The sequence below is a fragment of the Egibacteraceae bacterium genome (assembly GCA_040905805.1).
Lineage (GTDB): Bacteria > Actinomycetota > Nitriliruptoria > Euzebyales > Egibacteraceae > DATLGH01.
In genome coordinates, this window is record JBBDQS010000053.1 from 1 (window position 1) to 11654 (window position 11654).

Annotated in this window: 13 protein-coding genes; 4 read left to right on the forward strand and 9 right to left on the reverse strand. The window is 72.1% G+C overall.

Annotated elements, in window-relative coordinates:
• Nucleotides 1–22 precede the first annotated feature (22 nt).
• Both WD250_06610 and WD250_06615 read right to left on the reverse strand, forming a co-directional pair.
• The gene (locus WD250_06610; protein MEX2619872.1) at nt 23–211 is read right to left on the reverse strand and encodes a hypothetical protein; all 189 of its coding nucleotides are present in this window, start codon (nt 209–211) and stop codon (nt 23–25) included.
• Between the two features lie 136 nt (nt 212–347).
• Nucleotides 348–848 carry a hypothetical protein gene (locus WD250_06615; GenBank protein MEX2619873.1) on the reverse strand — a complete coding sequence of 167 codons (501 nt, stop codon included), beginning with the start codon at nt 846–848 and terminating at the stop codon, nt 348–350.
• A 397-nt stretch (nt 849–1245) separates the two neighbouring features.
• Between WD250_06615 and WD250_06620 the strand changes: the two genes are divergently transcribed.
• Nucleotides 1246–1515, forward strand: a complete 270-nt coding sequence (locus WD250_06620) for a DUF4258 domain-containing protein (GenBank protein ID MEX2619874.1) — start codon at nt 1246–1248, stop codon at nt 1513–1515.
• Nucleotides 1516–2361: 846 nt separating this feature from the next.
• Nucleotides 2362–3600 carry an HNH endonuclease gene (locus WD250_06625; protein MEX2619875.1) on the forward strand — a complete coding sequence of 413 codons (1239 nt, stop codon included), beginning with the start codon at nt 2362–2364 and terminating at the stop codon, nt 3598–3600.
• Nucleotides 3601–3646: 46 nt separating this feature from the next.
• Here WD250_06625 and WD250_06630 read toward each other — a convergent pair whose 3' ends face one another.
• From WD250_06630 to WD250_06645, 4 genes are read right to left on the reverse strand one after another with little or no spacing between them, the layout of a single operon-like run.
• Entirely contained in the window at nt 3647–4810 is a 1164-nt protein-coding gene (locus tag WD250_06630; GenBank protein ID MEX2619876.1) for an NDP-sugar synthase, read from the reverse strand.
• A 23-nt stretch (nt 4811–4833) separates the two neighbouring features.
• The gene (locus tag WD250_06635; GenBank protein ID MEX2619877.1) at nt 4834–5655 is read right to left on the reverse strand and encodes an ABC transporter permease subunit; all 822 of its coding nucleotides are present in this window, start codon (nt 5653–5655) and stop codon (nt 4834–4836) included.
• Nucleotides 5652–6644, reverse strand: a complete 993-nt coding sequence (locus WD250_06640) for an ABC transporter ATP-binding protein (protein ID MEX2619878.1) — start codon at nt 6642–6644, stop codon at nt 5652–5654. The genes WD250_06635 and WD250_06640 overlap by 4 nt, the downstream gene beginning before the upstream one ends.
• 34 nt (nt 6645–6678) lie before the next feature.
• The gene (locus WD250_06645; protein MEX2619879.1) at nt 6679–7047 is read right to left on the reverse strand and encodes a S1 RNA-binding domain-containing protein; all 369 of its coding nucleotides are present in this window, start codon (nt 7045–7047) and stop codon (nt 6679–6681) included.
• Between the two features lie 157 nt (nt 7048–7204).
• On the opposite strand from WD250_06645, the gene WD250_06650 reads away from it, so the two are divergent.
• The gene (locus WD250_06650; protein ID MEX2619880.1) at nt 7205–8002 is read left to right on the forward strand and encodes an NAD(P)H-quinone oxidoreductase; all 798 of its coding nucleotides are present in this window, start codon (nt 7205–7207) and stop codon (nt 8000–8002) included.
• A gap of 22 nt (nt 8003–8024) precedes the next feature.
• Here WD250_06650 and mutM read toward each other — a convergent pair whose 3' ends face one another.
• Complete coding sequence (gene mutM, locus WD250_06655; GenBank protein ID MEX2619881.1) at nt 8025–8840, reverse strand: bifunctional DNA-formamidopyrimidine glycosylase/DNA-(apurinic or apyrimidinic site) lyase; 816 nt, start codon at nt 8838–8840, stop codon at nt 8025–8027.
• A 137-nt stretch (nt 8841–8977) separates the two neighbouring features.
• On the opposite strand from mutM, the gene WD250_06660 reads away from it, so the two are divergent.
• Nucleotides 8978–9418, forward strand: coding sequence for a hypothetical protein (locus WD250_06660; GenBank protein ID MEX2619882.1), 441 nt, complete (start codon nt 8978–8980; stop codon nt 9416–9418).
• A 3-nt stretch (nt 9419–9421) separates the two neighbouring features.
• Here WD250_06660 and WD250_06665 read toward each other — a convergent pair whose 3' ends face one another.
• A complete protein-coding gene (locus tag WD250_06665; protein ID MEX2619883.1) occupies nt 9422–10288 on the reverse strand; it encodes a hypothetical protein in 867 nt (288 codons plus the stop codon).
• 38 nt (nt 10289–10326) lie between these two features.
• The coding region (locus tag WD250_06670; protein ID MEX2619884.1) for an asparagine synthase-related protein at nt 10327–11654 on the reverse strand (1328 nt) is incomplete at its 5' end.

The following is an 11654-nucleotide window of genomic DNA, read 5'->3' on the forward strand; positions in this document are numbered from 1 at the left end:
CGACGACTGGCTGGGCATCGACCTACCAGGCCTCACCCACCCCCCCACCCCACACCACACCGACACCGAGCCCACCCACGCCGAGCCCGCCGACGCCGAGCCCGCCGACACCGAGCCCGCCGACACCGCGCCCGCCGACGCCGACACCGCGCCCGCCGACACCGACACCGAGCCCGCCGACACCGACACCGAGCCCGCCGACGCCGCGCACGGATCCGCCGCCGGTGCGGCCGGTACGAGTCGAAGGCCACGACCGGTCACAAACTCGCTGGCCGCCCACTGGAGTCCACCCAGCCTGGCTGATCTCTCGGCCGAGCACTGGCCGACCGCCGCCAACAGCACCCACCTCAGTGCCCCTGTGCCGGCAGGCAACCACCATCCGCGATCCCGCCGCCAGGCTCGAGAGAGACCTCGCTTCCGTCCACGCCCCCGTAGACGCAGCCGTCCACGGTCGAGATGCCGAGCGCCAGCCCCGCCTCGTCGGAGCGGCCGTAGCCGGCCACCGACCTGACCGCATCGACCCCCTCCAGCAACCTCTCGACGGCGTCGCGGTCAAGCGGCCCGTCGGCCGCCGCCGGCACCAGGAGCGCCGTGATCCGGTCCCTGTGGGCCGCCGCGCGCTCTCGGTTCTCCGGTGACAGCTCGGACCGCTCCCGATAGCCCCGGTTGGCACCCATCGCGGCCTCGCCGTCGAAAAACTCGTCGCACCCGGGTGACACCGACTCGTCGCCGGGCACGCCAGGGCAGACCGTGGTCCTCCCGGGCTCCGGCGAGGCCGGGGTCGTCGTGAAACTCACCCCGGAGCCGCACCCCCCCGCACCGAAGGCCGCCACCAGCACCACGCTCACGACATGTGCACCCCTGCGGCCCCACATGGCTCCCCCTCCGTGCGCCCCCATACCAGGCCTGGCGCGCCGCGGGCTGGGCCCCGCAGCTGCTGCTGCGCCGCGCCGGCTGGCGCATCTACGACCGCCTTGCTCCCGGCCACCCTTCACCTGGACGGCAGCCGCGGGCTGCCCAGCAGCATCCGCCTAGAAGTCGTGCCGCACCAAAGGACAGTACACATCGCCGCGGTGGTGCACCGCACCGACGGACTGTCGGTGTCTGCAGCGTCATCCTGGGGCGACACGACGAGCAACCCGACGGCGATCAGCAACGCATCGGTGTCAGCGGCGTCCTCGCCACAGCCGGCAGCGGTAGCATGCCCACCATGCTTCTCGTGCCCAGTGCCATGATCGAGGTGCCATGGACTCGCTGCTCATCTTCAGCGAGCACGCCATCGACCGCATGCTCAACTGGGGACTCGACGTCACCGATGTGCAGACCGCGTTCGACAGCGCTGAGACCATCGAGGAGTACGCCGATGGTGCCCGACTCCTGCTGGGCCGGGCCGGCGTGCGCCCACTCCACCTCGTCGTCCGCCCCGTCAGCAATGGCGAAGGGACGTTCATGATCACGGTGTACGAGCCAACAGAAGATCGATGGGATTCGGGCTTCACGAGGAGACGGCGATGACATGCCCCATGTGTCGCGCCGGAACCCTTCAGAGCGGCTTGGCAGACAAGGTTCTCGTGCGGAATGAGATGACGTTGGTCGTTAAGCAGACTCCTGCGATGATCTGCGATATCTGCGGAGAACGCTTCTTCGACGCACAGATCACGCAGCAACTTCTTGACCTGGCCCGCGAAGCAGAGAACGCGGGTGTCGTCGTGGACGTTCGGCGATACGTAGCCGCGTAGCTGATAGTCGGTCCTCCATGCGTGGTGGCACGCACGGCAGGCAGGTGAGGTGCTTGGCCTGGAACCCGCGCCGGTATGTCTTGACAGCGGAGTGCCTGCGGAGCGCAGCGAGGGCAACCTCGCCCGCGTCACAGCGCTCGACCCCGTGCTCGAGCCGCTCGGCGATCCAGACCTTGATGATCGACTGGCGGGTGACGCCCAAACGCTGGCCTCCCGATCCAGCGACTCCACCTGGTGAGCCGCGAGGAGTGGGAGGCGCTCAAGGCCATGGTCCGTGCGGAGGCTCGCGAGGAGCTGCGACGTCGTCTACTCAGGTTTGCCAACGCTGTCCGACTCCGGCCGAGATCCGGCCACCGTGGACGAGGCTATCGCGGCGGCCCGGCAGGTCTCGTGATCCGAGCCGTCCTGGATACCAACACGATCGTGTCGGGGTTGGGATGGGGCGGTGCGGACACCGGGCCGAAAGTGAGGCGCCCGGTGCATACTCGATGGCCCATGGAGGCCGACCCTGCCCGGCCGTGCTGTGTGCACGCTGAGGACAACGCCAGGCTGCGCCGCGAGCTGGCCAGGACCCGCGGCGCGCTCGAGGGGCTGCGCCGCGCCCTGGCCGACGCCACCGCCGGTGGGGCCGACCACGACGGCGTCGTTGCTGCGCGCCTGGAACCTCGCCCCACCGGCGCGGTGGGGCCGCTGCCCGACGGTGGACGCGGTACCCCATGTCCACCAGCGCTCGTCGCGGCATGCGAAGCTGGCGCTGTACCGGACGCTGTTCGCCGGCCGCGGCGACGTCTACGCCCGTCGCTTCGAGAACCGGGCCAAGGCCACCAGCGGCTGGTGGCCGGTCCACAAGGGCGGCCCGAGCGTCCCGCGCGAACAGCGGCAGTACCTGCCGCTGACCGACGAGGTGATCGCCGCCCACCTTGAGGGGCACGACACGATCGGCCTGTACCCGCTGCTGCCCGGCGACACGTGCCGCCTGCTCGCCTGCGACTTCGACAAGGCGACGTGGCGCCTGGACGTCCAGGCCTACTGCGAGGCCGCCGAGGCGGCCGGCCTACCCACCGCCGTGGAGCTGTCGCGTTCCGGCGACGGCGCGCACGTGTGGATGTTCTTCACCGCCCCGGTCGCGGCCGCCGACGCCAGGGCGATGGGTGCGGCCCTGCTGCGCGAGGCGATCGCGCTGCGCGGCGAGCTCGACCTGCAGGGCCAGTGCCGCCGGCAGCGCCACGGCCGGTGCGCCCGCCCACGACGCCGAGGCTGCCGACGACGCCCACGGGCCTGGCGCCGACACCGCCGCGGGCGAATCCGACCCTGCTGCTGCGACCAGCCACCCCGACACCGCCGGCCAACCCCATGCGCACCCAGGGCACACCCCCGCCACCGACCCGGCGCAGGCGTTCCCACCGATCCCGACCCGCCCTCACCACCGGCGCCGCCACCGCGCCCACGCCCACCCCGGTTCGGTTCGGGAGTGGCGCTGAGCCCCGCCACCGTCCGCGGGCTGGTGCCCGCCACCACCATCATGGCCGTGCTCACCCTGGGACGCTGGCGTGCAGTCAACGTGGGCGCCAAGCACCGCACCCTGCCCGCCTGGCTCCGCACCGTGCTGACCACCTTCGACGTGCACTGCCGCGGTACCGACTGCGACCGGCCCGCCGCCTGGACCCAAGCCCACCACGTCACCCCCTGGAACGCCACCCGCACCACCGACCTCAACGACACCCTGCCGTTGTGCACACCCCACCACCACCTCATCGACGACGGCTGGGACACCACCCTGGACCACACCACCGGCACCGTCACCTGGACCAGCCCCACCGGACGCACCATCACCGTACCCCCACGCGACCCCTGGCCATAGCGGCACGCAAGCGCTGCCGTCGACCCTGGCCATGACGGCTCGGCGTCTAGCGCCGGTCGACCACCAGCACGCCCGCGGGCAGCTCCACGTCGTTCCACAGGCGCGCGCCGCGCAGCTCGTTGCGGTCGCCCACCACGGTGCGCGCCCCGACGATCGCGTCGCGCAGCACGACATCGTCGCCGATCTTGGCACCGGCGCAGACGATCGAGTTGAGGACCTCGCTGTTGCGCCCGATCTCGACGTCGTCGAACAGCACGCACCCCTCGAGCTCCGCACCCGACCGCACCACGCAGCGATCACCGAGGACCGTGCGTCCGAAGAGCTGCACGCCAGGCTCCAGCAGGGTCGCCGAGCCGATCACCGCCGGGTGGATGACCGTGCTGCCCACCCGCTCGACGCCGTCGCCCTCCCACAGGCCGTCTGCCGTGAGGGCCCCAGCCGGCCACCAGTCGACCCGCCCCTCCATGACGTGACGGTTGGCCGACAGGAAGAACTGTGGGCGCCCGGTGTCCAGCCAGTAGCCCCCGTCGAACAGGCCGTAGAGGCGCTCGCGCTCCTTCACCATGGTCGGCAGCAGCCCCTGCTCGAAGGAGAAGAACGTGTCGGGGGGGATGCGGTCCAGCAGTGAAGGCTGGAGCAGCAGGATCCCGGAGTTCACCAGGTGCGAGCTGGTCTCCTCCGGCGCCGGCTTCTCCAGGAAGCGCTGCACGTGCCCGTCCCCGTCCAGCTCGAGCACCCCGAACTCGGAGACGTTGCGCGCCGAGGTCAGCCAGAACGTGAGAGCAGCGTCCCTTTCGGCGTGGAACTTGCCCATGGTCGCCAGGTCCGGGCCGGCCACCACGTCACCGTTCATCCAGAGCAGCGGCCGGTCGTCGAACGCCCCCTGGTCCGCGCACCAGCGCAAGGCCCCGCCGGTCCCCCGTGGCTCCGGCTCGGTGATGAGCTGGAGGCGGATCTCGAGGCGCTCCGCCTCAGCCTCGACCCCGCTGAACTGCTCCGCGTTGTAACCGAGCGCCAGGGTGACGTCCTCGACCCCCGCGCCGGCCAGGTGGCGCAGCTGGTGCACGATCAAGGGGCGGTTCGCGATCGGGACGAGCGGCTTGGGCAGGTCCGCGGTCACCGGACGCAACCGGGTGCCCTTGCCCCCCGCCAGGATCACCGCCTGCACGTCGCCCACGTGAACGTCCTCCTCGTCGGATGGCGTGATCATCGCCTCTGGCTAGGCCGGCAAACCTAGACCAGCGTCAGAGATTCGCGGCTGCACCGGCGGACCGTGGCCCGCGTGAGACGCCACAACAACACGCCGCCGACCAGGGCGACGCCGGCCACCAGGGCCACGGCCGTCGTCGCGCTCCCGGCCAGGGCAACGCGGGCCGCGTCCAGCGAGAACCCGGCGTCCGACCCGGGGACCGGCAACATCGGGGCCTGTCCCGTGGGGCTGAGGAGCCCGAGCAGCCACGGCCCGACGAAGAACACGGTGACGATGATGAGCAGGCGCAGCAGGCCGCCGCTCTCCGAGATCGCCCGGACCGACGGGGCACGCGCGGACTGCCAGACGCCGAACACCGCAGCGGCGTAGGCGACGACCACGGCTCCGACCAGGGTCAGCGCCATGGTGGTGGGCGAAGGGAGGGGAACCCCCACCCCCACGGCGCGGGCCGCCAGGGCTCCCGGGACCCACACGCCGACGAACAGCCATCCGCGGACCGCCCCGTAGACGGTCGCGGCGGCGATCTTGCCCGCAGCGATCCCCGTGTCGGACAGGGGCGAGGCGAGCAACGACTCGAGCGTGCCCCGTTCGCGTTCGCCGGCCAGGGAGTCGATCGCCACCAGCCGAGCGGGCAGGAAGGCCATGAACACCGCGAAGAACGCCGGCAGGTTGGCCGCACCGGTAAACCGCAGCGGCACGATCAGCCCGAACACCGCCACGACGCCGAGCGTCCTGGTCAGGGGCTTGCTGCCCATCCGGCCGAGCATGTCTCCCAGGTCCTTGCGCAGCACCAGCCGCCAGTCGGGCGTCTGCCTGCGGGCCGGACGCGGGGTCGCGGCGCTCATGACACCGCCCGGCCAGGCGCGACGGTGGCACCGTCCACCGGCCCCGCCGGGGCGGGGTCGTCCTCGGGCACCTCGGCGATGAGGGACAGGAACGCGGCCTCGAGGGTCTGGTCCTCCGGTTCCACACGATGCAGGGCGGCTCCGCTGCGCACGAGTGCGGCGACGACCGCGGGCACGTCCTCGAGACCATCGACGGTGACCGCCACCCCGTCCGGGCCCGTCCGTGTCCACGCCCCCGGGGCCAGGACCCGGCTGGAGGCGTCGATGACGCCGGGGCCCTCCACGCGGACCCGCCGCACGCGTGCTCCCCGTCGCAGCTCGGTCGGGGTGCCGGCAGCGATCACCCGGCCCTCCTTGACGACCGTGACGACATCGCACATCCGCTCGGCCTCGGCCAGCAGGTGGGTGGTGAGGAAGACCGTCGTGCCGGCCGTGACCAGGTCGCAGACCTCGCGTCGCAGCCCGGCGGCCGCAGCCGCGTCCAGCCCGTTGGTGGGCTCGTCGAGCACCAGGAGCTCGGGCCGGCCGACCAGCGCACGCGCGACGGCCATGCGCTGGCGGATGCCGCGGGAGAGGTTCTGCGGACGCTCGTCGAGCCGGGCCGCGAGGCCGAGCCCCTCGACCACCTCCTCCACCCGCCGGCGCGCCGCGGCGCGTTCGAGGCCGAACGCGCCGGCCGCGAACTCCAGGGTGGCGCGCACGGACAATCCGTCGTACAGGCCGTGGTGCTCGAGCACCGTCCCGGTCCGCCGGCGGACCTCGGCGCCCTCGGTCGCCACGTCCCGGCCGAGGACCCGGATCCGCCCCGCCGTCGGCGCGATGAGGCCGAGGAGCAGTCGGATCGTCGTGGTCTTGCCCGCGCCGTTGGGGCCGAGGAAACCGAAGACCGTGCCGCGCGGGACGGCGAGGTCCACGCCGTCGAGCGCGCGGGTGCCCCCGAAGTCGCGGGTCAGCCCCTCGCACCACACCGCGTCGTCATCGGCGGTCACGGGTCGGGTGTGGGTGGCGGACGCAGACGTGCGGCTACTGGTGGGACCGGCGGCGGCGGCGCACCTCGCCCTGGATCATGTCGGACTGGTGCATGAACTTGCGGAGCCGCTGGTTGAACTCCTTGTCCGGCTTCGTCGTGTGACGGCGCTGGACCTCGTCCTCCCACGCCGGGTCGGCGCGCTTGATCGAGAGATCGATCCGGCCGTCCTCCTTGATGGCGACGACCTTGACGTCGACCTCTTGACCTTCGCTGAGGTAGGCGTGGATGTTCTCGACGAACTCACGATCGATCTCGCTGATGTGCACGAGCCCTGTCGTCTCAGGCGCGATCTCGACGAACGCCCCGAAGTCGTGCAGACGAACTACCTTGCCGCGAACGATGCTGCCTGGCGTAGCGGACACCTTACTCCTCTCGCAGTCACGCGCCGCGACCGCAGCGCTGACCGCCGGTTGCTATCAGAACGGATCCTTCCAGGCTACCAGTCGCCCGTGGCGTGAGGGCAGCACCCTGGGGATACTGCAGCCTGCACCCCGCGCCAGGCCGTGAGAGGACGCCATCGTGAGAGCCGTCACCGCACCCCACCCCGGGGGCCCCGACGCGCTGCGCGTCGTCGAGGTGCCCGACCCTGTCCCCCGTCCCGACGAGCTGCTCGTGGCGGTCCACGCCGCGGGGGTCAACCGAGGCGACGTGATGCAGCGCCGTGGGCGGTACCCACCCCCCAGGGGGGTCACCGAGGTGCTCGGGCTGGAGATGTCCGGGGAGGTCGCCGCCGTCGGCGGTGCGGTCACCGGGTGGTCCCCCGGCGAGGGTGTCTGCGCGGTTGTCGCCGGCGGCGGCTACGCCGAGCTGGTCACCGTGCCCGCGGCGGTCGCCCTGCCGATCCCACGGGGCCTCACGCTCACCGAGGCCGCCTGCACCGACCTCGGTGCCGACATCGGCATCAACTACCGCGAGTCCGACTTCGCCGAGGTTGTCGCCGAGGCGACCGGTGGTCGCGGCGTCGACGTCGTCCTGGACATCATGGGAGCGGCGTACCTGGAGCGGAACCTGGCCTGCCTGGCGGTGGAGGGCCGCCTGGTGGTGATCGGCCTCATGGGCGGGACCCGTGCGGAGGTCGACCTGGGCCCCATGCTCACCCGGCGGCTGTCAGTGGCCGCGTCGACCCTGCGTGCCCGCACGACCCCGGAGAAGGCGGCGGTCGCCGAGCGGTTGCGACGAGAGGTCTGGCCGGGCTTCGCCGACGGGACGCTGCGACCGGTGATCGACCGGGTCCTGCCCCTGGACCAGGCGGCGGAGGCCCACCGGGTGATGCAGGCTGGGGAGCACGTCGGCAAGATCGTGCTCGCCGTCCGGTAGAGCGGTCCCCCCGGCAGGGGCATCAGCGGCGCTGGCAGGTGCGACAGTAGGTCGTGCCCCGGCCGCCGAGGACGACCTTCACCAGGGGCTGCCCGCAGCGGGGACACGGGACGCCGGCTCGACCGTAGGCGGCAAGGAAGTCCGCGTTGCGACCGGACTCGCCGTTGACCATCTGGTAGTCGCGGAACGTCGTGCCCTCCCGCTCGATCGCCTCGGCCAGCACCCCGCGGATGGCAGCCCACAGCCTGCGCGCCCGCACGGGCCCGAGGGTGCGCGCACGGGGGTTGATGCGCGCGCGCCACAACGCCTCGTCGGCGTAGATGTTGCCCACCCCGGCGACGGGCCGCTGGGTGAGCAGGAAGGGCTTGACCGGCATTTTGGTGCGGGCGAGGGCTGCGTGGAACACGTCGGGACGAAACGCGTCGGACAGCGGCTCGGGCCCCAGGTGCGCCAGGGTGGCGATGCCCGCGTAGTCCCCGGGGTCCACGACACTCAGCCGGCCGAACCGCCGCACGTCGCGGAAGTGCAGATGCTCGCCCCCGGGCGGGGACAGGGAGAACGTCGCGCGCACGTAGGCGTCGGGGGCGCGGAAGCGGAACGACCCGGTCATGCCGAGGTGCATGACGAGCTCGCGGCCCCCGTTGCCGCTGCCCCCCGCCGAGAGCGGCAGTATCAGGTACTTGCCGCGGCGCGTGACCGCCTCGATGCGCCGGCCGCGGACCTCCTCCAGGCGACTGAACCGCGCCTGCGGCGTGGCGCGCACATCCACGATGCGACGGCCGGACAGCCGGGGGGCCAGCTGCCGGCGGACGCTCTCGACCTCGGGCAGCTCCGGCACACCTCCATGATGCCGGTGTCTGGAGGTGCCGGGTCGGGAATCGGAACGACGTCTGGTTCAAGGCCGAGCACTGGGTGCCGATCAACCAGGTGACGGGCAACGGATCCCCGGATGCCCCCGGACAAGAACGACACACTATGGGCGCAGAGCAGTGTTTTCTCATCCCGCCGTGCGGGGCCCCCGCCAGTGACCGACCGGCACTGGATCGGAATGCTGCCGCGCGCTTCCTCACGCAGCAGTGCACCGGCCTGAGCGACGGGCTGGCGCAGGCTTGCGTCCCGTGGGCGTCCACCAGGGTGCTGACCGCCCACGACGCCTCCCATCCGCAGTGGCTCGCCCTGATCGCGGCGCTGCAGGCCGTGGGCGACACGAGCACGGCAGCCTTGGTATCGACGGTGTACGCCTTCCACGGCCGGGTGGCCGGCTGCCTGGAGCGGGGTCTCGATCCGCGCCTCAGCACGGCGGTGTGCGCCGACGTCCGGGCGCTGCTGGCCTCGCGCTTGCACGAGCTGACCGAGCAGGCCGTCGGCGCGGTGACGTCACCGGTCGGCGCCGACCAGGAGCCTGGTCTGGTCTGACCGCTATCCCCGCATGGCGGGGTCGTCGGCGAACCACGCCTCGAGGGGCAGCACGGCCACGTCGTCCTTGGGTCGCGCCAGGTAGAAGTCGGCATGGTGGGCGCCCTCCAACTCCTTGCCGGCCGGGTCGACGCCCTGCTCGCTGAGTGCGGCCAGCACGTGGTCGCGTTCGGCGGCGCCGGCGAACTCGCGTTGCGGAAAGGTCCGGGCCCCAAGCTGCTCGGTCTCCAAACCGTGGTGGGCGAGCACCTCAACCACCGGCCGCACATCGACCCAGCGCAGCACGAACATGGCGACCCACGGGTCCGGCCGGGCCACCGCCGAGAGCACCGCGGAGAAGGTCCGGGGGCCGATGTAGCCCACGCCACCGGTGACGGTGACGAGGTCGGTGTCGCGAATCCCACTCGTCAGCACCCCGGAGGGCTCGTCCCGCTCCAGGTTCTCCGACCATCCATCGTCAAGAAGGCCCGCGCGGCGAGCGTAGGCGACGGCGTTGGCCGCCACGTCAAGCCCCAGCACCCGCGGCGCCCCCGGCAGCCGGTGCTGCGCGAAGAACGCGGCATCGCGCTCCTTCAGCTCCTCCGAGGAGATCTCCTGCAAGTCGTTCGAGCCGTAGCGGCTGTACAGGTCGTCCAGGGTCAGGTCGTGCTTGAGCATCGCCGCGTTGATCCCGTACGAGCAGCACAGGTCCGTGACGGTCGGTCTCCGGCCGGTGCGGGCACGCCTCGCCTCGGCCAGACGCCGCAGGAGCGGCTTGGCCTGCTGGGGAATCCGGTAGTCGTACTCCATGAGAGTCCGGAAGTAGGGACGGGGATCAGGAGCGTCGTACACGTCGTCGAACACGTACTTGCCACGTGGTGCCTGTGCCATCAAACGGGCCTTTCAGATTGCGGTGGGACGCGGCGGCCCTACGCGGTCGCGAAGCGACCCAGAACGCGGTGCGGGCGTATCCCGGGCAGGTGGTCGCTGAAAAGCCGACGGTAGGCGAGCTCTTCGCGGGTTCGGGGCGGCGGGTCCAGGACGGCCTGCGCCGCTGCGAGGTCGGCATCGCTGATGCCGAGTGCCGCCCGCTGCCCCAGTGCCGCCGTGGCGCCGCTGCCGTCGCCGAACTGGGCCTTGGTCCGCCAGACGATCTCGGCGGGGAGCCAGCCGGCGAACGCCTCGCGCAGGACGTGCTTCGCCATGCGCCCGGGGGCGGGCAGCTTCCACGACGCGGGGAGGGCCAGCGCCAGCCGGATCACGTCGAGGTCCAGGAACGGCACGCGCGCCTCCAGGCTGTGGGCCATGGTCACCCGGTCGCAACGCTGCAGGTTCAGGTGGTGCAGGCCTGCCACGGACCGCACCAGCTCCTCGTGGAGCTCGCCGGCATCTGAGATCTCCCGCAGGTACTCGTAGCCGGCGAACAGCTCGTCGGCCCCCTCGCCGGTGAGCACGACCTTGACGTGGCGCGCCGCCAGCTCGGCGAGCAGGTAGTTGGGGACGGCGCTGCGCACGAGCGAAGGCTCGTAGGACTCCATGGCAGCGATCACGGCGGGCAGCACGGCCATGGCGTCGTCGGGGGTGTACACCCGCTCGTGGTGGTCGGTGTCCAGGTGGTGGGCGACCACGCGCGCCGCGAGGAGGTCGGGGCTGTCGGGCGTGCCGACGGCGAAGGTCGACAGCTGCACACCCCGGCGCGCCGCGTGGCGGGCGGCGACCGCGGCCACCAGGCTCGAATCCAGTCCCCCGGACAGGAACACCCCGACGGGCACATCCGCCATCATGCGCCGCTCCACGGCGAGGACGATCGCGTCGCGGATCGTTGCCAACAGATCGGGTGGGGACACCGGCGGCGGGAGCGGTGACAGCCCCGCCATCTGCGCGACGGGCCGGGTGCCGGCAACCGCGGCCCCTTGAACAAGGCCTGCCTCGGGCGTCCAGCAGCACCCGGGCGGGAAGGCCTCGACCAGGGGCCGCCAGGCCGGCGGGAACGCGCGGATCTCGGAGGCGAATCGCACGGCGCCGTCACGACGTGCCCAGTAGAGCGGCTTGATGCCGACGGGGTCACGGCCCGCCACGAACAGCCCGTCCGCGCCGGCCACCGCGAACGCGTACATCCCACGCAGCGCACCGACCCCGGCTGTGCCCTGCTCGGTGATCAGGTGCAGGATGGCCTCGTTGTCGGACCCCGACATGTGCATCGCCCGAGCCTGCGAGGGCGATGCTCCGCTGTGCCGGGTGTGGCGGGGGGGGCCCG